We start from the raw sequence: 26585 nt of genomic DNA, 5'->3' as shown, positions 1-26585 counted from the left end.
GTCCCTTATGCCAATTTCGCACGTATCATTGGGTAGAAAATATTGAACAAGATGCTTATCTTGTGAATGCAATAAAAAAGGATTTTCCCGGATGGGAACCGGAAGATGGCGTGTGTGGACAATGCATAGAGGCTTACAAAGTTAGGAAAACTGTTTGTTAATATTTTATAATAATTAGGCAATACTTTTTATATAAATGGTTTTTAAATTGAGAAAGGAGTAGGAAATATGAAGCTTACAAGAAGGACTTTCCTACAGGTGGCAGGTGCAACAGGAGCGACCTTTACCCTTGCCAATAAAGCAATGGCATTTAGGCTCTTAAAACCCGCTGTTGAGGTAGGAAATCCATTGGACGCCTATCCTGACCGTGCATGGGAAAGTGTATATCGCGACCAGTATAGGTATGATCGGACATTTACCTTTACTTGCTCGCCGAATGACACTCATGCCTGTAGGGTAAGGGCGTTTGTAAGAAATGAAGTGGTTATGAGGGTTGAACAGAACTATGACCATCAGAATTACTCAGACCTTTACGGAAATAAGGCGACTAGGAACTGGAACCCCAGGATGTGTTTAAAAGGATATACGTTCCATCGTAGGGTTTATGGTCCATATAGATTACGATATCCGCTTATCAGAAAAGGTTGGAAACAGTGGGCTGATGACGGATTTCCGGAACTGACCCCGGAAAATAAATCAAAGTATATGTTTGATGCCAGGGGTCAGGATGAGCTATTAAAGGCATCTTGGGATGATGCCTGGACATATGCGGCAAAGGGGATTATCCATATAACCAAGAAGTACAGCGGAGAAGAAGGTGCAAAGAAACTCATAGAGCAAGGCTATCCGAAAGAGATGGTGGATGCCATGAAGGGTGCAGGCACCCGTACCTTCAAGGGTCGTGGTGGGATGGGTCTTTTGGGTGTCATAGGGAAGTATGGCATGTACCGGTTTAACAATACCCTAGCCTTGGTTGACAGTCATAATAGGGGAGTAGGGCCGGATAAGGCATTGGGCGGAAGGAACTGGTCCAACTACACATGGCACGGTGATCAGGCACCTGGTCATCCTTTTTCTCATGGTTTGCAGGCCTCCGATGTCGATATGAATGATATTCGGTTTTCAAAGCTGGTTATCCAAACGGGAAAAAACCTGATCGAAAATAAGATGCCTGAGGCACACTGGCTTACCCAGGTTATGGAAAGAGGTGGAAAACTCGTTGTTATTACACCCGAATATAGCCCATCTGCACAAAAGGCTGATTACTGGATACCGATAAAATGTAATACCGATACCGCACTCTTCTTGGGCTTGACGAAAATATTGATGGACGAGAAGCTGTACGATGCAGATTATGTAAAGAAGTTTACTGATTTCCCCTTGCTCGTTAGGACTGATACCTTGAAAAGATTACAGGCCAAGGATATATTTCCCGATTACAAATTAGAAGATATTTCGCATGGCGCCAGTTATAAAATTCAAGGTTTACACGATGACCAGAGAGAAATCATAGGTGACTTTGTAGTGTGGGATGCAAAGACGAATGGTCCAAAACCGATTACCAGGGATGATGTCGGTGATAAACTGGTGGCTAAAAAAATTGATCCTGTGCTCGATGGTACTTTTAAGGTAAAAACTGTTGATGGTAAAGAGGTCGAGGTCATGCCGCTCTTTGAGATGTATAAGATACACCTTAAAGATTATGATATCGACAGCGTAGTCGAAATGACCAATTCTCCAAAAGAGTTAATCGTAAGGTTGGCGCACGATATTGCGACCATAAAACCAGTAGCAATCCATTACGGTGAGGGTATCAATCACTGGTTTCATGCAACGTTAATGAATAGGTCGACATACTTACCATTAATGTTAACTGGAAATGTCGGTTATGTGGGCTCTGGCTCTCATACCTGGGCAGGAAATTACAAGGCTGGTAATTTTCAGTCTGCAAAATGGTGTGGTCCTGGATTTTATGGCTGGGTGGCTGAGGATGTATTCAATCCAAACCTTGATCCAGACGCGCCTGCAATGGATTTAAAGGTAAAAGGTCGTGCCTACGATGAAGAAGTTGCATACTGGAATCACAATGACAGGCCATTGATTGTAAATACGCCTAAGTACGGACGTAAATGTTTCACAGGCAAGACACACATGCCAACTCCGACAAAAATCATGTGGTTTACCAACGTAAACCTGGTCAATAACGCAAAGCATGTATATCAGATGCTGAAGAATGTAAATCCCAATATAGAGCAGATTATGTCCAACGACATTGAAATGACGGGTTCCATCGAGTATGCAGACTTCGCATTCCCTGCTAATTCCTGGATGGAGTTTGAGACCCACGAGATTACCAGTTCATGCTCAAACCCGTTCTTCCAAATATGGAAGGGTGGTATAAGGCCAGTCAATGATTCCAAGGATGATGTGATGATCCTTGCTGGTATGGCGGCTAAGCTGGGTGAATTGCTTAGGGATATGAGATTCAGGGACTTCTGGAAATTTGCCTTGGAGGGCAGGCCAGAGATATATATCAATAGATTACTTGATGGTAGTACGACCAGCAAGGGGTATACTTTTGATGATATCGTAGCTGGTAAATATGGAGAACCCGGCGTGGCATTGTTAAATTACAGGACTTATCCAAGGCAGCCATTCTGGGAACAGGTACACGAAAGTCTTCCATTCTACACACCAACGGGAAGACTGCAGGCTTACAATGATGAATCGGAGATTATTGAGTACGGTGAGAATTTTATTGTCCATCGTGAAGGGCCTGAAGCAACTCAGTACTTACCAAACGTAATTGTAAGCACCAATCCATATATCCGTCCCGATGATTATGGAGTTCCGGAGAGCGCAGAGCACTGGGATGAGAGAACGGTAAGGAATATCAAGAAATCATGGGCCGAGACAAAACAAACAAAGAACTTCCTGTGGGAGAAAGGATATAAGTTCTTTTGTGTAACACCGAAATCCAGACATACGGTGCATTCACAATGGGCGGTAACAGACTGGAACTTCATCTGGAATAACAATTTTGGCGATCCCTATAGGATGGACAAGAGGATGCCGGGTGTTGGTGAGCATCAAATTAATATAAACCCGCAGGCGGCGAAAGATTTGGGCATCAATGATGGTGATTATGTCTACGTGGATGCTAACCCAGCCGATAGACCATACGAAGGCTGGAAGCCGAATGATCCGTTCTATAAGGTATCCAGGCTTATGCTGAGAGCTAAGTATAATTCATCCTATCCTTACGGGGTAACGATGATTAAACACTCTTCATGGATTGCTACGGAAAGGAGTGTGAAGGCTCATGAAACCAGGCCTGATGGCAGGGCATTATCAGCGGGTACCGGATATCAATCTAGCTTCCGTTATGGTTCTCAGCAGAGTCTTACGCGGGATTGGTCGATGCCGATGCACCAACTTGATAGCCTGTTCCATAAAGCCAAGATCGGTATGAAGTTTGTGTTCGGTTTTGAGGCCGATAACCACGGGATCAATACGGTTCCCAAGGAGACTTTAGTAAAGATTACCAAGGCAGAGGATGGCGGTATTGGTGGCAAGGGATTATGGGATCCTGCAAAGACCGGGTATACAACCGGTAACGAAAACGACTTCATGAAGAAGTATCTAAACGGCGAGTTGGTAAAAGTAGAAAAAGCTTAACAGGTATGTAAGACAAAAGTGAGCTAACAGATGCAGGCAAAAACATTTGTTAGCTCACTTATTTTTAGAAATTTTAAATTAAAGTTAGGAGGAGAAAAAAGATTTATGAAAAGATATCTTATTTCCGGGATCTTTGCAGTTTCGTGTATAGCTTTTTCGTATAATTCATTTGTGTGGGCTCAAGCTGAGGAAAAGAAGGCATTGACAGCAGAAGAAGCTGCCGAAGCGCAGAGGAAGTTGGAAGAGGCACAGCAAAAGCTAAAGAAGACAGTCAAAAGTTTACCGAAGGTAGATAATGCAGGTTCCATTACCGGTGTTGTAACTTGTCAGAAAATGAGAAATAATGCCGATGCTATTGTATTTATAGAGAAGGTTGGAGACAACAAGTTTGACCCTCCCGCGGAACATGCAGTTGTTGACCAGCTTAACCTTACATATGTGCCCCGGGTTGTAGCTATGCAGAAAGGTACTACCGTGGATTTTCCCAATAGTGACGCAGTACGCCATAACGTATTTTCTCCTCCTACCGCTGCCTTGCAGTTTAATTTAGGCACATATCCTACAGGTGTCGTAAAAGAGGTGCTTTTTGATGTTGTAGGTGAGACCCCTCTTCTTTGCAACGTCCATGCAGAAATGGCTGGTTATGTTGTTACATTTGAGAATCCTTATTTTGCAGTAACGGATAAAGATGGAAACTACACCATCGAGGGCGTTCCACTAGGGAAATATGTGGTAAAGACATGGCATGAAAAACTGAAGGAAGTATCTCAGGAGGTTACGGTAGAACCGGGAAAAGCTACTACAGCAAATTTTGAGCTGAAAAGAAGAAGGTAACTGGCTTTTACGTATTTCATGGTATTATACTAAATAGATAGTGTACCCTTTAAAATTCCAGTGAGACTTGCAAAATCTCACTGGAATTTTTTTTGTCAAACACGGAAGTATGGAAAAGCCAAGACCACCAGGGAAACGATGAAGTAATTAACAAGAGATTTGATAACAAAATTTGCATTTGACAAAATCTGCAATATACTAATATAATTAGTGTTTTAACATATTTAGCGATACAGAGTTTTTCATAGAAGCTATTGAAATTGCGGCGCCCCTTTCTGATATCCCTTTGATTCAGCAGTCTCCATTTCCAGAAATTATGATTCAACGACGTAAAACACGGGTGGTTCATGTTGGTGGTGTATTGATTGGGGGAGATAATCCCGTTTCTGTACAGACCATGACAAAGACCCATACCGAGGACATCGATGCAACAGTACAGCAGATTAAAGAACTTGAGGCGATTGGATGTCATGTAGTTCGGGTAGCAGTGCCAACGATTGTTACAGCCAGGTGTCTCGGCGCCATTAAGAGGCAGATAGGTATTCCGCTTGTGGCTGATATACATTTTGGGCATCACCTTGCTCTGGAGGCTATTGCCCAGGGGGTCGATAAAATACGAATCAATCCGGGGAACATGAAGGACAGGAAAAAGCTGGAAGAGGTAGTACTTGCTGCTAAAGATAACGGTATTCCTATTCGCATCGGAGTTAATTCCGGTTCTGTGCGTGGCGAAGGAGACGAACACGAAGAGTTAACCACGCTGATGGTAAAGACCGTCTTAAAATATTGTGAGCACTTTGAATCACTGGGATTTCAGGACATTGTATTATCACTTAAGGCATCAGACGTTCCTTCAACTCTGGATGCTTATAGATCGATAGCAACCCAGTGTGATTATCCGTTACATTTAGGTGTTACAGCGGCGGGGCCGCCGAGCCTGGCGACGATCAAGTCTGCTATTGGTATCGGAGGCTTGCTTTCCGAAGGTATTGGCGATACCCTGCGGGTTTCTTACACGGGTGCCTCCGAATTAGAGGTCAAGGCTGGTTATGATATCCTTGAAGCGCTCGGTCTTTACAAACGTAAGGGGGCAGAACTCATTTCCTGTCCTACATGTGGGCGGTGTGAAATCGATTTGGTACACATTGTAGAACAGGTTAGACAACGTTTGCCAGGAGATAAAAAGCACCTGCAAATTGCTATCATGGGGTGTGTGGTAAATGGTCCGGGAGAGGCGCGGGAAGTCGATATTGGTATTGCAGGTGGCAAGGGGTTTGGATTTCTGTTCAAGAAAGGTGAAAAGGTACGAAAGATACCGGAGGACCGCATGGTAGATGAACTTTTAGAAGAAATTGCCCATATGGCGTAGATAATGAAAAATATTGTTATCCTTGGTTCCACAGGCTCTATTGGTAAAAATACCCTGGAAGTAGCTCGAAATTTAAGGGATAAATTTCGAGTGATCGGTCTGTCTTCAAACTCACGATGGGAATTGCTAGCTGAGCAGGTCGAAGAATTCAAACCTAGATATGTTGCCTTAAATGATTGTCAATTTGTTGAAAAATTAAAACACCGCTTTCAGAACAATCAACTAAAAATACTTACCGGGAACGATTGTCTTAGGGAAATTGTTTTACACCACGAGGTAGATATTGTAGTTTCAGCCGTAGTGGGGGCGGTTGGCTTGTCCGCTGCTATTGCGACAATAGAGCAAGGAAAGACCCTTGCTCTGGCCAATAAGGAATCGCTGGTTATGGCTGGCCATATCGTAATGTCGCTGGCCAGAAAAGATCAGATATTACCTGTAGATAGTGAACATAGCGCAATATTTCAGTCTCTTCATTCCGGTAAGCCGGCTGAGGTTAAGCGGGTTATTATTACCGCGTCAGGTGGTCCTTTTCATGACTACCCTGAAGATAAACTTTCGGATATAAAGCCTGCACAGGCCCTCAAGCATCCTACGTGGCAGATGGGACAAAAAATTACCATAGATTCAGCCACGCTGATGAATAAGGCGCTGGAAATTATTGAGGCCAGATGGCTGTTTGATCTGAAGGTTGAACAAATAGACGTTGTTATACATCCACAATCGATTATCCATTCTATGGTTGAATTTTGTGATGGATCTGTTATTGCTCAGATGGGAATGCCGGACATGAAGGTTCCAATCCAATATGCCTTAACATATCCGGAAAGAAGTCCTCTTTGTGTTCGGACGTTGGATTTATCAAGCATAGGAAGCCTCACATTCAAAAAACCCGATATGGAAAAATTCCCTGCCCTGAGGCTGGGCTATCAGGCAGCCCGGGAAGGAGGTACGATGGGGGCTACGCTCAACGCTGCCAATGAGGTGGCAGTACAAGCATTCCTGAACGGTCAAATTCGATTTACAGAAATTACGTCATATGTAGAAAAGGTGATAAATAATCACCACTTTATTAAAAATCCTTGCCTGGAAGATATCCTTGCGGCAGACGTCTGGGCAAGACAGGAGATAAAAAAATGCCTTATGTAAATGTATCAGCCAATGTCATTCTTGTAATTGTCGGTATCGGTTTACTTATCTTTATCCATGAACTTGGTCATTTCCTTATGGCCAAAAAGATAGGCGTCCGGGTACTGGCATTTTCGCTGGGTTTTGGGCCAGCAATATTGAAAAAGCAGTGGGGAGAAACTGAATATCGGCTTTCCCTCTTTCCGCTGGGTGGTTATGTCAAGCTGGCTGGTGAAGGTCCGGAAGAAGAAAAGACTGGTTCCCCATGGGAGTTTTCTTCCAAAAGCGTAGGGCAACGTGCCTCTGTGCTTGTGGCGGGAGTAGCATTAAACGCTGTTTTAGCCTTTATTGCCTTTATTGTTGCCTTCCAGATCGGTGTGCCTTTTATTGCTCCTGAGGTAGGTCAGGTCGCACCGGGTTGGCCAGCCTGGGATGCGGGAATTCAGCGGGGGGACAAGATTGTTGAGATTGATGGAAGCAAAGATCTTGATTTTGAAGATCTTTTTACGATTGTTGCCCTGAGTAATCCGTCTGCTGGCGTAAATCTTAAATTAGAACGAGATAATAAGACTTTTGATGTCAATGTCACGCCTAAGTACGATACCGAGCATGGTATCCAGCGCATAGGAATTATGCCGGCTACCAGCCTGGAAATTGATAAGATTTTTGCCTTTGAAGATGACTACTCCCCGGCCAGAGATGCAGGTATCCAGGTTAAAGACATTATAGTTGCCGTAAATGGTAAGCGGATTTCCACAGAGGATGAGTTCCGTGAGATCGAGGGTGTGAGTCCCGGAAAAGAGATTGTACTTACGGTGTTGCGTGATAATAAAGAATTAGATCTTAAAGTTACTCCGTTTAAGCCTGCCAGATGGATGTTCGGTCTCTCCTGCGCGACCGCGATCCTGGATGGTGTAAAACATAATAGTCTTGCAAGCAAATCAGGTTTCCTGAAAGGAGATGAGATTGTAGAAGTTAATTCAAAACCTGTGACGGGTTTTACTGATATCAGGAAGCTGGTTATTGATACTGAGGAAAAAACATGCATCTTTACAGTTAAAAGGAATGATACGGTAACCCTCATTTCTGTTCCGCTTGAGGACGAAAAAGCGAAAGAAGAATTTTTGGGTGGGCTTACCCCTTTCTATGGACTGAAGGTGGATTCGCTTGTTGAAGGGTTTCCTGCAGAAAAGGTTGGATTAAAACCTGGTGATAAGATTATTTCACTTGACGAGAAGGAGATAAAAGACTGGAATGCCCTCCTGCAGATGGTGATGATGAGCCAGGGGAAACCGATGGTAATTGAATGGATGCGCGGCGATGAGCGGTTTGTATCTACCATCGAGGCCCAAAAGGACGAAAAGAATGCAGTTGGTAGTATCGGGGTAAAATTCAGGGAAAAAACGGTAATAAAGCAATATGGCCTGCTTGGTTCGTGCGTTGTGGGCACGAAAAAGGCTATTGTTAATGTGCAAAGACTATATCTGACGATAAAGGGATTCTTTTCCCAAAGACTTTCGACAAAAAATGTAGGGGGATTTATCCTTATTGCCCAGGCATCGTACGAATCGGCAAAGGTGGGTTTTGGTAAACTAGTGTATTTTTTGGGTATTCTGAGCCTTCAGCTTGCACTTTTGAATATTTTACCCGTCCCGGTATTGGATGGAGGGCATTTGTTGTTTTTGGCTATTGAACGGATCAAGGGTTCTCCTGTGAGTCAAAGGACACTCTCCATAGCCCAGTATATAGGTTTTGGTCTTATTATCACATTGGTCATTTATGCCACACGTAACGACATCATGCGGTTGCTGACGCTTTAGAAAACAATCTCAAAATCTGTCCTTTATTTTGTATGGCTGAACTAATTGATATTACCACTCCAGGGCAGAACAGAAGTTACTTGCTAAAAGATATTGCCATTATTGGTCGGGCATCCACTACCGATATCCAACTTGAAGACCTCATAGTTTCACGGCACCATGCAAGGATCAGCAAATCGAACGAAGGGTATCTTATTGAGGATTTATGCAGCCGAAATGGGGTCTTTCTGGATGGTGAACGCATCACTACTCCCCGTCCATTAACAGATGGATGCAAGATCTGTATCGGCCCGCATACATTAATCTTCAGGGATACCGAGTCAACACATTCATGTCCCGCAGAATACTCACACAATGAGTACACACAGCTTATTGTTGCTACAAAAGATCAGTTGCCAGTTGGAACCATTGATGAGAAAACTTACCTTGAGACTGCTGGCAAAGAGGAATTTGAGAGATTACAAAAAAACTTAAAAGTCTTTCAGAAAATTGCAAGGGCTAGCGATAATATTTTTGATCTTGATGTGTTGCTGAAAGAGATTATACAGATTCTTTTTACCGTATTTCCCCATGCCGGACGATGCTTTGTTGCTTTACAAGACCATGGGGAGGCCACTTTGACAATTCGAACGATTCAAACAAAAGACCCTGCGCTGGCAGAGGAAGAGAATCTTCTGAGCCAAACGCTTGCCCGGCGTGCCATCACAGAGCGAAAATCGTTGCTTATTATGGATACACAAATGGATTCCAGGGTCAGTATGAGTATAAAGATAATTGGTGCTAATTCCATCCTGTGTGCTCCCCTTCTCTGCCCTCAAAGAACATTAGGTATATTACAAATAGAAAGCAAGAGCAAAAACTACGAGTTTTCCAAGGCAGACCTGGATCTTTTTACCGGCATTGCATCTCAGGTGGCACTATTAATTTATAATGCTGAACTTCTTGACGATCTCAAAAAGGCGAAGGAACGTGCCGAATTTGAAAATAAAAACCTCAAAAAACAACAAAAGATTCACTCCTCTTTCAGCGATATCGTTGGTACCAGTGTAAAAATCAAAGAAACATTAGAATTGGTGAAAAAAGTTAGTAGTACCCCTTACAATATTCTTATTACGGGAGAAAGTGGCACAGGAAAAGAATTGATTGCCAAGGCCATTCATTACAACAGCCCGAGATCAGGCCAGCCCTTTGTAGTCTTAAATTGTGCTGCGATTCCGAGAGATCTGCTCGAAAGTGAACTCTTTGGTTTTGAAAAAGGGGCATTCACCGGTGCGCTGGAAACCAAGCAGGGACACTTCGAAGTGGCTAACAAAGGGACGATCTTTCTTGACGAAATTGGGGAAATGCAACTCCAGACCCAGGCGAAGCTTCTGCGCATTTTGCAGGAAAAAGAACTACAGCGAATAGGAGGAACCAGGGTAATTAAGGTCGATGTGCGTATCCTTGCTGCGACCAATAAAGATTTGAAAGCTGCTATGAGTAAGGGGGAATTCCGGGAAGACCTGTTTTACAGATTGAATGTTGTGCCTATTCACATCCCGCCATTGCGAGAGCGCAAGGAAGATATTTCTTTACTTATAGCACATTTTTTGGCATTGAGCTGTGCTGATGTAGGTAAGCGTGTCAAAGGTTTTACTCCTGAGGCGCTGACATTTCTTTCAAATTATACATGGCCCGGCAACATACGGGAGTTAAGAAATGTTATTGAAAGGATTGTTACCTTTGCTCCGGATGATAGTGTAATTGGCGTGGAGATGCTACCGCAAGAGGTTTGTAATAAATCAGCCGTACGGCTGCAAAAATATAAATCCGCAGGAACTCTTTATGAGGCTCAAAAACAATTAGAAATCGAGATGATTATGGATGCACTAAAATCAACAGAAGGTAATAAGTCCAGGGCCGCCGAACTGCTTGGAATCAGTAGGAAGGTTTTATACGAAAAGATAGAAGCCTATAAGATCTTGCAATAATTCAGCGACATAAAATCTCCCAATTGATTTTGGACACTATATAAACACTATAATTTATTGCAAATCCCGATATTGACCATAAACAGAAGATTTACGTTCTTTTGTTGGCTGATAGTAGAGTAAGTAGCCCCACGCCAAAAACTTCACTTATTTCCTCCTGATTTTTGTCCGTATGTTTATAAACACCTAATGGTACTTGTATCATGCATAAATTATTAAAACCCTATGTTTACCCTTGACACAAAAGCCTCTTTTGTTATAATTTTGACTTCTTTTATTGTCATCGTACTTTTTGGGAATAGAGTTGGTATATCAGTTCATGGAAAATGCCATACGTAAGGCGAGTGTACTTGTAGAAGCCCTTCCTTATATACGATCATTCAAAAATAAGGTGGTTGTAATCAAGTTTGGCGGAGGGGCAATGTCGAACGATGAAGTGTTAACAAACGTACTTCAGGATATTGTCTTTATGAAGACAGTGGGCATTTTACCCATCCTGGTGCATGGCGGCGGTCCTCATATTAGTCAGGAAATGACACGAAGGGGTTTGAATCCGAGATTTGTGGAGGGGCATAGAATTACAGATCGTGAGACCCTGGAGATAGCAAAAGATGTCCTGATAAATCAGATTAGCGCTTCCATAGTACGGAAGATTTCTGAGTTGGGTAATGAAGCTGCCTGTATCTGGGAAAATGGATACTGTCCATTAAAGGCAGAAAAATACTATGTTGAAACAAAAACAGATCATGGCGAGTTGAAAAAATTAGACATTGGTTTTGTAGGTAAAGTTACTTCTATTGATCGTGATAGGTTTTTGAAATTGTGTACTTCCTGTACAATCCCTATTGTGCCACCCATTGCAAAAGGTACGAATGGAGATATTTACAATGTCAATGCAGATAATGTTGCGGCCTTTATTGCCAAGTCTCTTGGCGCAGAGAAACTCGTTTTTCTTTCAAACATGCACGGCATCATGATGAAACCAAACGATGAAACATCTTTTGCCTCTACTTTGCATGAAGATGAGGTTCATGCGCTCATCGCTAAAAAGATAATCAGTGGTGGTATGCTTCCTAAGGCGTTAGCATGTATCAGCGCGGTTAAAGCCGGGGTGAAAAAGGCACATATCATTAATGGCTTGATCCCCCACGCACTTTTATTGGAAATTTTTACTGATAAAGGCGTGGGAACGCAGATTATCGTTTAGAAGATTGTTGTATCTAGTAATGAATATTGTATAATTCAGGGATTGAAATCAGTTTGCTATTTCAATCCCTTTTTTCATTTTTAAGCAGAATCAAGGAACAAAAAGCATGAATACGAAAGAGATTAAAGAGTTTTATGATCGCTATGTTATTCCCAATTATATTCGGAATCCTATTCTCCTGGTCAAAGGCAGTGGTGTAGATGTGTGGGATGCTGAGGGTAAGCGATACCTTGATCTCTTTTCAGGCTGGGCGGTAAGCCTGCTGGGGCACTGCCATCCCAATGTTGTTGTTGCTATCCAAAACCAGGCCGCAAAACTCCAGCACGCACCGAATATTTATTTTACAGAACCACAAGGATTGCTTGCGAAACATATCTCTGAAAAATCATTTGGCGGGCAGTGTTTTTTTTGCAATAGTGGCGCTGAAGCCAATGAAGCAGCGATCAAACTTGCCCGTATCCATAACTCAAACACTGGAAAATATAAGATAATTACTTTTTCCAACTCGTTTCATGGCCGGACAATTGCCACGGTTACTGCAACTGCACAACCAAAATATCACAAGGGATTCGCACCGCTCGTTGAAGGATTTTCCTATGTTCCATTTAATGATCTTGAAGCGTTAAAAAAATCGGTAGATGATAAAACTTGTGCCATCATGCTCGAACCTATTCAAGGTGAAGGCGGTATTAATATTGCCTCTAAAGAATTCATGCAAGGAATAAGAATGCTGTGTGATGAGAAAGGATTATTGATGATCCTTGACGAGGTCCAATGTGGCATGGGGAGGTCTGGAAAATATTTTGCTTATCAGCACTATGATATAGAACCTGATATTATGACATTGGCAAAGGCCCTTGGGGGTGGTGTGGCCATTGGTGCCATGACGGCAAAAAAGGAAATTGCAAAGAGCCTTGTTCCCGGAAGCCATGCCTCTACTTTTGGTGGAAATCCTTTGGCGTGTGCAGCGGGGGTTGCCGTGTTTGAAACGATTGAAAAAGAAGGGCTGCTCGATAATGTTAAAAAAATGGGTAGTTATTCCATAGAGCAATTAAAATTACTCCAAAAAACACATCAAATTATAAAAGAGGTGCGTGGCGTTGGTCTCATGATTGGGATTGAACTCAATGTAAATGGGGCAGAAATCATCAAGAATTGCATCAAGGCAGGCCTCTTCCTCAATTGTACTCATGATACAGTCATTCGGTTTATGCCCCCTCTTAATGTTAAGAAAGAGCATATCGATGAGGGGCTGAACATTTTAGGATCTATCCTTTCTAAACCTTAAATTTGTGAGAGAATGCCTATGAAATGCAAAGATTTACTTTCAATTGCAGATCTTTCTAAAGCTGATATTGAGGAAATATTTCATGCTACAAAGGAACTCAAGGAATGGCATAATAAGGGATATGATGAGAAGTGTCTGAATGGGAAAATTCTGGGGATGATTTTCGAGAAGAGTTCTATGCGCACACGCGTTTCTTTCGAAGTGGCAATGATACAAATGGGCGGTCATGCCATCTACCTGACCCAAAGTGATATAAACCTTGGCAAAAGGGAGGCGGTAAAAGATGGGGCCAGGGTGCTATCACGCTATGTAGACGGGATAGCAATCCGTACATTTGACCAGGAGACTATTCATGAGCTGGCTCGGTATGCGACTGTGCCGGTTATCAATGCCTTGTCAGATTATCTTCATCCTTGTCAGGCGCTCACTGATGTGTATACCGTCAAGGAAAAATTTGGCACTTATACGCAGGTAAAAATAGTCTTTATAGGGGATGGGAATAATGTTGCACGGTCTTTGGCTCAAATCTGTGCAAAACTAGGCATCCATTTCCATATTGCCTCACCAAAAGGATATGAACTCACACCGGATTTTGTTTCCAGAACGAAACAAATGGCAGACGGAAATGATATAATACATTTGTATCAAGACCCAAAAGAAGCAGCTGAAAATGCGCAGGTTATTTATACAGACACATGGGTCAGCATGGGACAGGAGGCAGAAAAAGAGGCGCGCCAACAAGCTTTCGCAGGTTTTCAAATCAATAACGATATTTTGAGATTAGCAAAGGATGATGTAAAGGTAATGCACTGCCTCCCGGCTCATCGCGGAGAAGAAATCACGGATGAGGTTATTGATGGTCCGCATTCTGTCGTCTATGATCAGGCTGAAAATAGACTCCATGTAGAAAAAGCACTTTTGAAACTTTTATTACGAAAATAAAACTATGAGAGCCGATGATCGAGCACACGATGAGTTACGTCCCTTAATCATTACGAGGCATTTTACCAGATATGCCCCGGGCTCTGTGCTTATTGAGACCGGCAATACCAAGGTCATTTGTACGGCTTCGGTAGAAGAAAGTGTTCCTCCTCATATCAAAAATACTGGAGAAGGCTGGATTACTGCAGAATATTCTCTCCTTCCGAGTTCTACCCCTATCAGGGCGCCAAGGGAATCCACGAGGGGAAAAGTAACGGGTAGAACCCATGAAATACAGAGGCTCATTGGCCGTTCATTACGTTCCATTATTGATCTTGCCTTGTTGAAGGAGCGGACTATCTGGATTGACTGTGATGTTATCCAGGCGGATGGGGGTACACGCACTGCTGCCATTACAGGTAGTTATGTGGCATTGATGGATGCTGTTCGATGGCTCAAGAGTAAGGACCTGATCAAAGAAGACCCTGTCCTCAATAGTATTGCAGCCGTAAGCGTCGGGATTGTGAATGGTGTTGTTCTGCTAGACCTCTGCTACGCTGAAGATGCGGCAGCACAGGTAGACATGAATATAGTAATGACCGGGGATGGTAAATTTATTGAACTGCAAGGTACTGGGGAAGAATATACTTTTGATGACGAACAATTAGCGGAGATGTTGAAAATGGCAAAAAAAGGCATTCGTGAGATTACCGAAATTCAAAAAAAGGTATTAGAAATCATAGATTGACAGATGCACAGATAATAAGCAAAGCTAATTTTTTCGAGGGTTAAAGGATATGTTGAGATATTTTAGGCTTGATGTACAGGAATTCAAAAGTTGCGGTTGTAGTGCGAACTTCAGTTCGCTTACATCCCATGCGAACTGAAGTTCGCACTACTTTGAAAAAACTGCCGAATACCTCATTTAATCCGAAAAACCAAAATTATAGATCAATCAGATTTTAAAGTTTTCCTAAAGTACACCACGAATGCTTCTGGCGCATGGGTAACGAAAGTTGTGGAAAAAAATCTTGGTGATGATTGGATGACTACCTCCATACAATATCAAATGATAAATTACAAAAATCAAAAACAAGAGGAGAATAGTTATGACTTCGTTTGTTAATACAACACATGCAAAGACCATTTTGGTGGCGACACAAAATGAAAAAAAGAGAGCAGAAATAAAAGAAATCCTTACGGATATGCCAGGGATACTGCTTCGGGGTCCTGATGATTTTCCTTTTTTGCCAGAGGTGGAAGAAGACGGAAATACCTATCAGGAAAATGCTATAAAAAAGGCGACAATTCTGGCAAATGTCTGCAATACGTGGGCAATGGCTGATGATTCGGGGCTTGAAATCTATGCCCTGAATGGACGTCCTGGTATTTATTCATGCAGGTATGCGGGTCCGAATGCAACTGATGAAAAAAATATAGAAAAGGTATTGTCAGAACTAAAAGGTGTACCGAAGGAAAGGCGCACAGCCAGGTTTGTCTGTAGTATCGCCCTGGCTGGTCCTCATGGATTGTTTTTTATTGTCGAAGGATGTTGCGAAGGGTTTATTACCGAAGAGCCCAGGGGAAAAGGCGGTTTTGGATACGATCCTATCTTTTTTGTGCCCGATTATCATCAAACCTTTGCAGAACTAACACCTTCAATCAAGAACAGGATTAGCCATCGTGCTAGTGCCCTGAAACAATTCAAGGAACGAATACGACTCTTAATTCAAAGGATTTAGTTGTTTTTTTATCACAGTTCAACTCGTTTCCCGTTTCGAAGATCGGGAATCAGCAGCGAAAGTGGAAAATGCTGCCGAAGGCAGCCTGATTAAATGTTAAGGGTACCACATGAGCGGTGCAATGGAAGATATGATGAAAAAAAATGCTCTGAGAGAGACAGTCTATGCCTTTAATAATACGGATACTGCTGCAACCTATGACATCGACATGGATGTCTGGCATCCGAACCGCTTCAAAATGGCATCCATTGTGTGCGAGGTATTACCATTTGATAGGGCAGAAAAATTAAGCATATTAGACCTGGGTGTTGGCACCGGCTATCTCTCACAGAAGATCATAGAAACGTTTCCTCATGCAAAGATTGTAGCTGTGGATGCTGCCGAACGCATGATAGACAAAGCTAAATTAAGGCTCAAAGACCGCCTCGGACAAGTTACATTTCAAATCTCTACTTTCCAGGAAGTACCTGATAAAATAAATACTATTTCTGGTTTGGATGCAGTAGTCTCTTCGTTTGCCATCCACCATTTGTATAGAGAAGAAAAGCTCAGGCTTTTTCATTATATTCACTCAATATTGAAACCGTACGGATGGTTTGTAAATTGTGATGTTTTTAAGACTGCTGATGCCGTGCTTGAGGCCAGATTCAGACGTTTGCATTATCAGGGGATACAGGAGAGGACACGAAAGATCAGGCACCAGGAGAAGACCCTTGACCAAATATCATCAGAATTGGCAGAGAAAGAGAAAAAAGATGGCGACCACCTTTTATTCCTTATGGACGATCTTCAACTCCTTGCAGAGTCGGGATTCCGTACTGCCGAGTGTTTCTGGAAGGAATATCGGGAAGCGGTGTACGGCGGGATAAAATGATTCGTTTGAATGATGTTAGTCTGGCCTTCGGTAGCAAGACGATTTTCGATACTATTTCTCTCCACATACGGAGAAACGACCGGATCGGTTTGATCGGTCCCAATGGTACAGGCAAATCAACGCTCTTCAAGCTCATTTGTAAGTTTATTGAACCCAGTGCAGGCGATCTTGTTTGTGCAAAAGATACAAATATCGGCTATCTTCCTCAGGAAGGCTTTGTCTTCAAGAAAAAGACCATCTTCGAAGAGGCCAGTTCAGCATTTGAAGACATTCTTCACTTAAGAAGTCAGATTGATACGATTCACACCCGGTTGGACGATCCCTCCATACGAGGCGAGGACCATCAATTGCTCCTGGATCAGTATGCGCACCTGCAACATCAGTTGGAGGTTATTAACGGCGCTAAAGTTAATGCAGAAACAAGCAAGGTTTTGAAAGGGATGGGATTTAAAGAATCAGATTTCGAAAAGAGCATAGGTACATTTAGCGGTGGGTGGCAAATGCGGGTGGCTCTTTCCAGGTTGTTGCTCCAGGAACCCAATCTCCTCCTCTTAGACGAGCCAACAAATCATCTGGATATTGATTCAATACTCTGGTTGGAAGAGTATCTCAAAGAGTATAAAGGCGGATTGATTATCATCTCACATGATCGGACATTTCTCGACCGGAACATTACCAAGGTCTGGGAACTGGAAAAGGGAAAGATTTATGAATACCATGGCAATTATTCCTTTTATGAGGCCGAAAAAGAAAAGCGGGCAGAAATGCAAACGGCACGCTACGTCAACCAGCAGAAAAAAATTAAAGAAGTGGAACGCTTTATAGAACGATTTCGGGCAAAGAATACGAAGGCATCGCAGGTGCAGAGTCGAATCCTTATGCTCGAAAAGATGGAAAAGGAGGAATTGCCTGAAAATACCACAGAACAGGTAAAATTTAAATTCCGCACATCAAAACAAAGCGGCGTTACCGTGCTGGATGTAAAAGATGTTTCGCATGAATACGGCGGACGGTTGATCTTTCACGATATTTGCCTTTCGATAGAGCGGGGAGAAAGAGTGGCACTCGTAGGACAAAATGGATCGGGAAAGTCCACGTTATCGCGCATCATTGCCGGTCTGGAGCAGCCTCATTCAGGTACTATCAAGATAGGGCATAATGTCCTCTTTGATTATTTTGCCCAGGAGCATGCTGAGAAATTAAATAGTGGCAATACGTTGCTGCAGGAAGTCGAATCGGTCGCTCCATTTTCCATGATTCCTCAGGTCAGACACATATTAGGGGCCTTCCTGTTTTCCGGCGATGATGTTTTTAAGACCGTCAGTGTCCTGAGCGGTGGCGAAAAGTCTCGTCTATCCCTTGCCAAGATGCTCCTAAAACCCACGAATTTTTTAATCCTTGACGAGCCCACAAACCATATAGATATTACCACGAAGAGGATTCTCAAGAATGCCCTGTTGGAATATACAGGAAGCTTGTTAATTGTATCTCATGATAGAGATTTTCTGGATGGTCTGGTCTCCAAAGTTTATGAACTGAGAAATGGCAATATCCACGCCTACCTGGGAAGTTTTAAAGATTTTCTTGAAAAGAAAACGTCTGATTTACAGAAAGAAACTGGGGAAGTCAAGGCAAAGGTATCATCTCCATCGAAAGCGGAAGAAAACGGTTCACAAAAACTGCAGTACCTGCTGAAAAAAGAGCACAATGCCAGGAAACGGAAACTCGCAAAAGAAGTTCAAAATATTGAGGCAAAGATTGCCTTATTGGAAACACAAAAGAAGGATCTGGACCATATTTTTTCAGATCCTACACTTTATAGTAACAAAGAAAAGTCTGTCGAAATCAACAAGCAGCACAAAGCTATTATTCAGGAATTGGACGCCCTTTATAGCAGATGGGAGATAGTCCACACGGAATTAGAATCTGTAAGCGATAATGAAAGCATCAATTGATTTTTTAAAAAACGAATCGAAATAATGTTGCGACACATTATTTTCCGGATTGCATCTTTTTTAATAACCTGATTTGCTGATGTATAGACTTTGTTCAGGCACACCCTACTTCTTTAAGAAATCCATGTTTTTACTGTAAAACCCATACCTTGAGACATCTTCAATCCTTTCATAAGTTTCTTGCATACCGCACTCGCCTTCTCAAAGTCTTGTTTTTGTGAATTATCAAAGAATTGGGGATTTATTTTTTCTCAACTGCTGTGATACAAAAACAGGTTGTTTAATATTGGAGAAAATTTGCGTAAATATGGGGTGGGGTTAAAAAAACCTTGAAAAAATTTTACTTCTGAATCTCTGTTGGGTTTGCTCATGATAATTAATTTGATTTTGCCGGGTGATTTTTATAAGATTTCGAAATGTTTTTTATGGTTATATTAAATTTCGGTCCCAGCTCTTGTGTTCATCTTAAGGGTATGAGTCATAAATTCAATACATCGTCTTTTATATTTACAGGATTAGTGCAGAGGCATATTTGTAAAGTACTATTACTCTTCCTGGTTGTTTCAGTCTGCTTTCCCTGCCATGTTGCATGGGCTGTTACTATGAAAGGAAATATCTATAAAACCTCGTCCAAAAAACGCAGCGCGAGGAAGTGGATCAAAAACGGACAATCGAACTATAAACGAGGCAAGTACGAACGAGCCGTCAGTGCATATAATAAGTCCATCGCAAGTTATCCCAAATATTTCGAGGCATGGGAGGGTCTGGGAAATGCGTTATATTGTCTGGGGAAGTATGATATGGCTGTTCAAGCCTATGACAAGGCGCTCAGCATCAATCCAGGCCATAATGCCACCCGGGTGAATAAGGGGATCGCTTTCTATAAGAAAGGTAATTTTGAAGAAGCCTTGAAATTATACAATAATGCCCTTGCTTCGGACCCAACGCTTTCTACTGGCTGGTATAACAAAGGCGTTGTTCTGATTGCGTTAGGGAGAAACCATGACGCATTGCAGGCATTTGAAAAGGCCATCGAAATCAATCCAAAAGAGGATTTGGCATGGCTTGGGAAAGGCTATGTATTAATTCTGTTCGAGCAATACAACAATGCCCTTAAACTCTTCAGCAATGCGGTTCAGATAAACCCCAACAGGGGATGGGCTTGGAATAATATGGGAATTATTTTGAACAAGCTGGGTATGTATGACGATGCACTTAAGGCCTTTGATAAGGCTATCGAAATCAGCCCGAAGAGTGCACGAGCATGGCATAACAAAGCGAATACCCTTTATAATTTAGGAAAATATGACGAATCTATGAGGACTTACAACAAAGCCATGGAGTTAGACCCCTTTTTGTATGCAGGGATAAAAAAATAATTATTTGAAAAATATATCATGAAAACCACCTTAAAGAAAATATTTCAAGCGATACCCGGTTATACTGTGTTAGTGTTTTTTGTTCTGGCAAACCTTCAGCAACTTTCCCTGGCTGCCTGGTCCTTTCATTCACGCGAGAATACGGCTGTCTGTACGGCACCTGGCCAGCAAAGTTCATTACAAATAATTACTGACGGTGCTGGTGGTGCCATTATTGCGTGGGAAGATGCACGGGAAAGTCACTTTGATATCTACGCCCAGAGGATTGATGCCCATGGGAATGTCCTTTGGACAAAGGATGGCATTCCCATTTGCGTTGCGGCTGAAAATCAAAATCGACCAAAGGTTATCAGTGACGGTTCGGGAGGGGCGATTATTACCTGGCAGGATATGCGAAGTGGCATTGGCAACTGTGATATTTATGCCCAACGTATTGATGCAGATGGAAACCCTCAATGGACAATTAACGGCGTACCCATATGTACCGAGGTTAACGCGCAGAATAGCCCATGCATCGCAACTGATGGTACAGGGGGGGCGATTATTATCTGGCAGGATTTTCGGACCAATTATGCAGACCTCTATGCCCAGCGTATTAACCAAAATGGGGAAATGCTATGGGCAAAAAATGGGGTGCTTGTTTGCGGAACTTCGGGTGCACAAAGTGCACCAATAGCAGCGGAAGACGGTACGGGAGGTGTTATTGTTGTATGGCAAGATTTTCGGAGAAGTTATGCTGATATCTATGCACAGCGAATTGATGGCGGTGGTAACGTATTATGGGAAAAAACTGGAGTAGCAGTGTGTACTGCGTTAGGACACGAAAGTTTTCAGGTCGTTGTTGAGAACGGTGCAGAAGGGGTGATCGTGGCATGGGTCGATACCCGTAACGGCAACAACGACGTCTTTGCCCAGCAGGTGGATGGGAATGGTGTTGTGCACTGGCTGGACAATGGCATTCCCGTATGTACCGCATCGGGTAATCAAAACTATCCTACAATTACCGGCGACGGGGCAGGTGGTGTCATTCTTGCCTGGTGGGATATGCGTAGCGGTGAGTTCAATATCTATACGCAACGCATCGAACTTACAGGTAATGCCTTATGGGGAAAAGATGGTATGGCCGTATGTGTTGAATCGGGTATTCAAAACTATGTGTACATCACGGGTGATGGATCAGGTGGTGCACTGCTGGCATGGGACGATAACCGTGATGCTACGTTTGATTTGTATGCCCAGAGGATTGATCCAAAGGGAGTTTTGAAGTGGAGCAACAATGGTGTTGCTGTCTGTACAGCACCAGATACCCAATGTTTTCCTGTACTGGTGAATGATGGGACGGGTGGGGCAATCATTGCATGGCAGGATGGCCGTCACAAAGATAAAAGTTATTGGGATATTTACGCCCAAAAGATCAATGGGCAAGGCTCATTGGGAGAATAATAAGATGCTGTTTTGGCAAAAATATATGGCTGAACGGTTAGATGGCTGGATGGTTGATATGGGAGAAAAGTTTTTGCCGTTACATGATAACGGCCATAGAAGACATCATGTAATCATATTATACTCAAAAAACCTCTAACTATTAACCATATCCTGATTTTTTTGCTGGTTCAATCGTCCTCGATTGAACCGAAACATTTGGCATGATTCCATTTCACAGCACGAGTTTAGACTTAAGGGTACCGTTCAAAGATATGGTTCAATCTGCAAGATTGAACCAGCCTTGAAATTATTAACAACCCCCTTTGTCCCTTTTTCTAAGGGGGATTTTTATACTTCATTCCACCCTAAAATGTCAAAAATTTTACCGGTGATCTAATTGTGGAAAGCCGATGGTTGTACACTTGCAGTTAACTGATGCATCTGTCCGCTGTAACGGGTAAACATATCCTGGAGTTTCTGGAAGATTTCCTTAATAAGGGTGGTATTATTAAGGTAAATACCCCAGGGGAATTGCCCATCCTCAAAAGATTCTGCGAAGGTTGGAATTGCTTCATCTATTAGGCGATTTACCCGGTTATGCCGTAACATCAGGGTTGGCATGCGTTCTTCCGTCCCGGCAACCATCCCTTCAGGGATAATCCCATTCCATTCCTTTGAAAAACCTTCCACGACATATGCCCTGCCACGCTTATCAAACAGTTGATACCATACATGGGCAAAGGCAATCGAAGTGTCCTTGTCTACCACCCAGCCCCATACGATATCTCCGTCGATATCGAGCCCGGAAAGCTGAGAAAAGAACAGAAAGACAGAATCTTCACAATCGCCCTTTTTCCTTTGACGTGTTTCTATTGGTGTCTGCCAGTCATCTGTCTTTGGCGGTTCGGCCCGGTAGTCAATACCAAAGGCTATTTCTTTATATGCTTCGTAGATCTGTTCACCGTTATTGAAGGTGTTGATACACCATTCTTTATACAGTGGGTTATCAGGAATGCTGTTTCCATCTGGAGCACAAGCCACAATCGGCTTTTCTGTCCAGATATCTTTAACCGGTTTATAACCCCTTCCGGCCAGAAACAGGTCAGCATACGAAACATCAGCAAATGCTTTTCCATAGCATAAACTTGACAAAATTACAGTGATTATGATTGCAAATAAAGATCTCATAATATTATCCTCCATGTTTATAGAGTTAACTAAAATTAGTTTCTCTACAAAACCTGCTTTGGTTACGCCAAAACATCCTTGTTTACACGCACACAACCAAAGACGGCTTCAGATAACTACTGTTTAGTGCTTACTATAAACACTAAACTATTTTACGAGATATTACTTCTGTTGTCAAATCAGGGTATAAAACCGCTGAAGAATTCAAATGCCCTTTCAATAATATCGGTGAAACGTGATGAAACTTAAGATTGTTTCTGCTTGCATACCTACTTTTGAGAGTGTTGCTTAAATCAACCGTCAGTATCAAGAAACCGGACACTTGTTGAGATACGAGACACAAGCAGAAACTAAAATTGGTGACTCAATCCAACAAAAAACGTCCTTCCCGGCCTGGGAAGATCATCTGGTATGGAAACAGGTCCTGGGTCACTATAGTCTTTGTCGAGCAAGTTGAATACCGTCCCCTGCACCTCCATGGTTTTAAAGAATTCTTTTCCGATAACAGAAAGATTGACCAGTGCATAAGCAGGCAGGTCTTCTCTGGGATCGCCTGCTTCCCTGGAACGTTTCCCGCTCACAAAGGTGCTTATGTTGGTATTGATATACTTCCAGTAATGCGCATTTACACCGAAGTTGCAATAGTGTTGTGCAGTGGATGGCAGGTCATTGCCACGATTATCTTCAGGATTCTGGAAGGTATAATTCATAAAGATGTAATTATCCTTCATGATTTCTACCCTGGTTTCCATTTCAATGCCTTGGACACGGGCGTCTCCAAAATTTTCGAACCTTTGAGTGTTTGGGTTTGATTCTGATAGGCGAAGGACAATAAGACCCTCAATGTCGTTGTAAAAATAATTTACAGAGGATGTAATATATTTGTTGAACTGATAACTCAGTCCAATCTCATATGTCCTGATAGTTTCAGGGTCAAGGTCTTCATTTCCCTGCAGGGCAGTTTGTCCACGGGTGAACATTTCATTGAAAGTAGGTGCTCGAAATGCCTCTCCGTAAAGGAGTTTTAAAGAGGCTTTTTTCAAAAATGCCCCCTTATTTCCAAATGTGCTTGTAAGACCCCGTACCACGGGGATTACAACTCCAAAGTCTCCCGTTTTTAAAATTTCAAATCCCGGTACTGTCCTTAAAATTTCCACAAAGGTGCGGTATCCTGAATTCTTAATCTCTTCAGCCGTAATTACGGTAACAATGCTTGGTGCCTTGCTGATGGGGATTTCGTGTCTTGTGGCAATAGTTATCTCTTCACCCGAACCAAACCAAATGGCCTCTGTTGCGAATTCCTCTTCAAAGGCGGCTTCCATTTCACTTGTGTATTTTTCTTTATTGCTGGATGTGGTTCCGGTGGGACGGGTCGTTTTCCCCGCTGGAAGCTGATGACGTATTTGTGCCTTCGGCGTGAATTACGGGTGAACCGAAAGGAATGCGACTACAGAAAATACAGAGGGACAGAAAAGGCAAAAGCCATGAACCTTTTTTATTTTGGAGCAGTTTAATCAGAAGAAAGCTTCTATACTTCCGGGGATGTATCATGAATTCACCACGCAAGTGTCGTAGTAATATTAACCTGAAGTCATGAAATCGCCGATATGCTTATCATAATTGCTGTTACATGTCAAGCGTTCTTTACAAAATTTACCTTGCAATTTCACCGCTGTTTGTATAATTTAAGTTCAATTGTATAGGAAATTTCATTTTATTTAAGCGGTTTGTAGAGCGCAGACTAAACAGGATGAAGCAAATAAAAATTCTGTAATTTTAATTTCTTTTTTTAATTTATTAATTTCCTTGTAACAGTTTACGGGGTTGTTATACGCCCATTTGAATACAGGCAGAACTGTTGCATCTCCCCAATCTTAGCGGCATGATGACTGCGGTAAGCTGAACCTGGTACGAAATTCTCAACAACCGATTTATTCCTTTTTCCCTATGACTTTTATCATCGAAAACCTCTCAGAACCTGATGTTGAAGCGGCTGTCAACCTTTTCCGTCTCATCATAGACGAATTGCACGCCAGGAGTCTTGAGATTGAACGCTTGCACTTCAAGGACATTTACCCTGTGGAAGAAGTCAAAAATCGTCTCGACAACAATGAATGCGTCTATCTTGTTGGTAAGGAGGATGGAAAGGTTGTAGGTTTTGTGTTTGCCTGGGTATCAGAGGGTGTGGGGAATCTCCACTGGATGGGTTTGGCGCCGGGATACAGGAAAAAGGGATGCGGAGATAAACTTCTGGAGGAGACGATAAAGCGATTCATGGAAAAGGGCTGCCATGAGGCAAAGCTGTTTACCTATCCTTCCGAGAAGGTGGCATATCACCTTTTTCAAAAGCATGGGTTTAAAGAGGTATCCTTTATTGATCGCAGATTTTTTGGGGTGGGAATTATACTTATGGTGCGGAAGATTACCCCAATCCCTGAGGAATTTAAAGCGAAAAAGATTGTCCTGGCCGGAGAGGCAGGTCAGGGTATCAAACTGATGGCACATGTGTTGGCCAATATTTTAGCAAAATTGGGAAAAGAGGTGGCCCTGAATCTTGTTTACGATGCCACCGTGCGTGGAGGTAACATACGGGCGGAGATTGTATATTCTGATGATCCGATTGAAGTGCCATTTTTTGAGGAGGCTGATATCGGGCTTCAACTTTCAAAGACACCGGATCCTGCGGTACGTGCCAAGCACGTGCTTATCGAGGCATCTGCCTGTGAAGGGGAATGCAAAAAGTGTGAACTCCGCTGCCCTGTGAGCGACCGTGTTCCCTTTGAGAAACTTGCCATAGAACAGTTTAACAGCCCTATTTTTGTTAATATGATTGCCCTGGGCAGGTTATTGAGCAGGATTGGTATTAATATCGAGACGGTAAATTTTGCCTCTGAATTTCCTTCACAATTTCTCGATGAAAACGTAAAGGCGATACGCTATGGTTACACGTACCAGGATTAGTGCGTCTGAAATAATTGAGAAAGTATCTTATCTTTGCCAGGATGCAAATTTTAATTTGAATGTGGATGTTCTTGATGCGTTGAGGGATTCATATGAAGCAGAGGGTTCTCCCGTTGCAAAGGAAGTATTTGCTGAATTATTGGAAAATGCAAAGATAGCCCGTGAATGCCAGATGCCCATATGTCAGGATACGGGGGTTGCCGTTGTCTTTGTTGAGATGGGAGAGAATGTGGAGATTACGGGTGGACGTCTTTACGAAGCCATTCATGAAGGTGTTCGCCAGGGATATGAAAGGGGTTTTTTGAGAAAATCCATGGTTGCAGACCCTCTTAACCGGGTCAACACGGGAGATAATACGCCGGCTATTATCCATACGGAACTTATTCCCGGAGATCACATAAAGATTACCTTCATGGCAAAGGGTGGGGGATGTGAAAACATGAGCCGGATTGCTATGTTAACACCAGCTGATGGCAGGGAAGGGGTGATTGATTTTGTGGTAGAAACTGTAAAGATAGCGAAGGCTAATCCCTGTCCGCCCATTATCGTGGGTGTGGGTATCGGCGGCACATTCGATTACTCGGCCATGCTTGCCAAGAAGTCCCTTTTGAGACCTTTAGGAACAAAACCAGGTGATCCTGATACCGTCACCTTAGAACAGGAAATACTGGAACGGATAAACGATTCAGGCATTGGCGCACAGGGACTGGGCGGTTGGATTACAGCCCTTGCCGTCCATGTGGAACGCTATCCATGCCACATTGCCAGCCTGCCTGTGGCCGTTAATATCGAGTGCCATGCGCACCGCGTTAAAACGGTTGTTTTGGGTGCTTGAACTTTTATTGGTAA

Annotated in this window: 19 protein-coding genes; 17 read left to right on the top strand and 2 right to left on the bottom strand. The window is 42.7% G+C overall.

The annotated features are described in order from the left end of the window. The first annotated feature begins 228 nt into the window (after window positions 1–228). From E3K36_04805 to E3K36_04735, 15 genes are all read left to right on the top strand, one after another. Window positions 229–3678: a nitrate oxidoreductase subunit alpha gene (locus E3K36_04805; GenBank protein MCF6154569.1), complete on the top strand. Its 3450-nt coding sequence runs from the start codon at window positions 229–231 to the stop codon at window positions 3676–3678. A 30-nt stretch (window positions 3679–3708) separates the two neighbouring features. Next, on the top strand, window positions 3709–4512 hold the full coding sequence (locus E3K36_04800) for a hypothetical protein (GenBank protein ID MCF6154568.1): 804 nt from the start codon (window positions 3709–3711) through the stop codon (window positions 4510–4512). 316 nt (window positions 4513–4828) lie between these two features. Next, window positions 4829–5881 (top strand): flavodoxin-dependent (E)-4-hydroxy-3-methylbut-2-enyl-diphosphate synthase, encoded by a 1053-nt coding sequence (ispG, locus tag E3K36_04795; protein MCF6154567.1) that lies wholly within the window; start codon window positions 4829–4831, stop codon window positions 5879–5881. Between the two features lie 3 nt (window positions 5882–5884). After that, window positions 5885–7027, top strand: coding sequence for a 1-deoxy-D-xylulose-5-phosphate reductoisomerase (locus tag E3K36_04790; protein ID MCF6154566.1), 1143 nt, complete (start codon window positions 5885–5887; stop codon window positions 7025–7027). Further along, entirely contained in the window at window positions 7015–8826 is a 1812-nt protein-coding gene (rseP, locus tag E3K36_04785) for an RIP metalloprotease RseP (protein ID MCF6154565.1), read from the top strand. Before E3K36_04790 ends, rseP begins: the two co-directional genes overlap by 13 nt. A gap of 32 nt (window positions 8827–8858) precedes the next feature. Beyond that, window positions 8859–10796, top strand: coding sequence for an FHA domain-containing protein (locus tag E3K36_04780; GenBank protein MCF6154564.1), 1938 nt, complete (start codon window positions 8859–8861; stop codon window positions 10794–10796). Window positions 10797–11115: 319 nt separating this feature from the next. After that, window positions 11116–12003: an acetylglutamate kinase gene (gene argB, locus E3K36_04775; protein MCF6154563.1), complete on the top strand. Its 888-nt coding sequence runs from the start codon at window positions 11116–11118 to the stop codon at window positions 12001–12003. 106 nt (window positions 12004–12109) lie between these two features. Then, window positions 12110–13291 (top strand): aspartate aminotransferase family protein, encoded by a 1182-nt coding sequence (locus E3K36_04770; GenBank protein MCF6154562.1) that lies wholly within the window; start codon window positions 12110–12112, stop codon window positions 13289–13291. An 18-nt stretch (window positions 13292–13309) separates the two neighbouring features. Beyond that, a complete protein-coding gene (gene argF, locus E3K36_04765; protein MCF6154561.1) occupies window positions 13310–14233 on the top strand; it encodes an ornithine carbamoyltransferase in 924 nt (307 codons plus the stop codon). A gap of 4 nt (window positions 14234–14237) precedes the next feature. Continuing rightward, on the top strand, window positions 14238–14960 hold the full coding sequence (locus E3K36_04760) for a ribonuclease PH (protein ID MCF6154560.1): 723 nt from the start codon (window positions 14238–14240) through the stop codon (window positions 14958–14960). Window positions 14961–15321: 361 nt separating this feature from the next. Continuing rightward, window positions 15322–15954: an XTP/dITP diphosphatase gene (locus E3K36_04755; protein ID MCF6154559.1), complete on the top strand. Its 633-nt coding sequence runs from the start codon at window positions 15322–15324 to the stop codon at window positions 15952–15954. Between the two features lie 109 nt (window positions 15955–16063). Continuing rightward, complete coding sequence (locus E3K36_04750) at window positions 16064–16828, top strand: class I SAM-dependent methyltransferase (GenBank protein ID MCF6154558.1); 765 nt, start codon at window positions 16064–16066, stop codon at window positions 16826–16828. Next, window positions 16825–18783 carry an ATP-binding cassette domain-containing protein gene (locus E3K36_04745; GenBank protein MCF6154557.1) on the top strand — a complete coding sequence of 653 codons (1959 nt, stop codon included), beginning with the start codon at window positions 16825–16827 and terminating at the stop codon, window positions 18781–18783. The genes E3K36_04750 and E3K36_04745 overlap by 4 nt, the downstream gene beginning before the upstream one ends. Before the next feature lie 416 nt (window positions 18784–19199). Then, the gene (locus tag E3K36_04740) at window positions 19200–20162 is read left to right on the top strand and encodes a tetratricopeptide repeat protein (protein MCF6154556.1); all 963 of its coding nucleotides are present in this window, start codon (window positions 19200–19202) and stop codon (window positions 20160–20162) included. A gap of 18 nt (window positions 20163–20180) precedes the next feature. Beyond that, complete coding sequence (locus E3K36_04735) at window positions 20181–21605, top strand: hypothetical protein (GenBank protein MCF6154555.1); 1425 nt, start codon at window positions 20181–20183, stop codon at window positions 21603–21605. 375 nt (window positions 21606–21980) lie between these two features. Here E3K36_04735 and E3K36_04730 read toward each other — a convergent pair whose 3' ends face one another. After that, window positions 21981–22775 (bottom strand): hypothetical protein, encoded by a 795-nt coding sequence (locus E3K36_04730; protein MCF6154554.1) that lies wholly within the window; start codon window positions 22773–22775, stop codon window positions 21981–21983. Window positions 22776–23125: 350 nt separating this feature from the next. Further along, window positions 23126–24097 (bottom strand): TonB-dependent receptor, encoded by a 972-nt coding sequence (locus E3K36_04725; GenBank protein ID MCF6154553.1) that lies wholly within the window; start codon window positions 24095–24097, stop codon window positions 23126–23128. 625 nt (window positions 24098–24722) lie between these two features. On the opposite strand from E3K36_04725, the gene E3K36_04720 reads away from it, so the two are divergent. Further along, entirely contained in the window at window positions 24723–25736 is a 1014-nt protein-coding gene (locus tag E3K36_04720; protein MCF6154552.1) for a GNAT family N-acetyltransferase, read from the top strand. Continuing rightward, window positions 25714–26571: a fumarate hydratase gene (locus E3K36_04715; GenBank protein ID MCF6154551.1), complete on the top strand. Its 858-nt coding sequence runs from the start codon at window positions 25714–25716 to the stop codon at window positions 26569–26571. Before E3K36_04720 ends, E3K36_04715 begins: the two co-directional genes overlap by 23 nt. The last annotated feature ends 14 nt before the right edge of the window (window positions 26572–26585 follow it).

The sequence above is a fragment of the Candidatus Brocadia sp. genome, assembly GCA_021646415.1.
In the GTDB taxonomy this organism is placed as follows: Bacteria; Planctomycetota; Brocadiia; order Brocadiales; family Brocadiaceae; genus Brocadia.
The sequence above is the reverse complement of the archived record's forward strand: the minus strand, read 5'-3'. Positions and strand labels throughout refer to the sequence as shown.

Excerpts from the sequence above, each read along its gene's own strand:
- ispG (MCF6154567.1), top strand. The coding sequence starts at position 4,829 with ATGATTCAACGACGTAAAACACGGGTGGTTCATGTTGGTGGTGTATTG.
- E3K36_04715 (MCF6154551.1), top strand. The coding sequence starts at position 25,714 with ATGGTTACACGTACCAGGATTAGTGCGTCTGAAATAATTGAGAAAGTA.
- argF (MCF6154561.1), top strand. The coding sequence starts at position 13,310 with ATGAAATGCAAAGATTTACTTTCAATTGCAGATCTTTCTAAAGCTGAT.
- argB (MCF6154563.1), top strand. The coding sequence starts at position 11,116 with ATGGAAAATGCCATACGTAAGGCGAGTGTACTTGTAGAAGCCCTTCCT.
- E3K36_04750 (MCF6154558.1), top strand. The coding sequence starts at position 16,064 with ATGAGCGGTGCAATGGAAGATATGATGAAAAAAAATGCTCTGAGAGAG.
- E3K36_04790 (MCF6154566.1), top strand. The coding sequence starts at position 5,885 with ATGAAAAATATTGTTATCCTTGGTTCCACAGGCTCTATTGGTAAAAAT.
- rseP (MCF6154565.1), top strand. The coding sequence starts at position 7,015 with ATGCCTTATGTAAATGTATCAGCCAATGTCATTCTTGTAATTGTCGGT.
- E3K36_04755 (MCF6154559.1), top strand. The coding sequence starts at position 15,322 with ATGACTTCGTTTGTTAATACAACACATGCAAAGACCATTTTGGTGGCG.
- E3K36_04740 (MCF6154556.1), top strand. The coding sequence starts at position 19,200 with ATGTTTTTTATGGTTATATTAAATTTCGGTCCCAGCTCTTGTGTTCAT.
- E3K36_04800 (MCF6154568.1), top strand. The coding sequence starts at position 3,709 with ATGCAGGCAAAAACATTTGTTAGCTCACTTATTTTTAGAAATTTTAAA.
- E3K36_04725 (MCF6154553.1), bottom strand. The coding sequence starts at position 24,097 with ATGGAAGCCGCCTTTGAAGAGGAATTCGCAACAGAGGCCATTTGGTTT.
- E3K36_04745 (MCF6154557.1), top strand. The coding sequence starts at position 16,825 with ATGATTCGTTTGAATGATGTTAGTCTGGCCTTCGGTAGCAAGACGATT.
- E3K36_04730 (MCF6154554.1), bottom strand. The coding sequence starts at position 22,775 with ATGAGATCTTTATTTGCAATCATAATCACTGTAATTTTGTCAAGTTTA.
- E3K36_04805 (MCF6154569.1), top strand. The coding sequence starts at position 229 with ATGAAGCTTACAAGAAGGACTTTCCTACAGGTGGCAGGTGCAACAGGA.
- E3K36_04720 (MCF6154552.1), top strand. The coding sequence starts at position 24,723 with ATGACTTTTATCATCGAAAACCTCTCAGAACCTGATGTTGAAGCGGCT.
- E3K36_04760 (MCF6154560.1), top strand. The coding sequence starts at position 14,238 with ATGAGAGCCGATGATCGAGCACACGATGAGTTACGTCCCTTAATCATT.
- E3K36_04770 (MCF6154562.1), top strand. The coding sequence starts at position 12,110 with ATGAATACGAAAGAGATTAAAGAGTTTTATGATCGCTATGTTATTCCC.
- E3K36_04780 (MCF6154564.1), top strand. The coding sequence starts at position 8,859 with ATGGCTGAACTAATTGATATTACCACTCCAGGGCAGAACAGAAGTTAC.
- E3K36_04735 (MCF6154555.1), top strand. The coding sequence starts at position 20,181 with ATGAAAACCACCTTAAAGAAAATATTTCAAGCGATACCCGGTTATACT.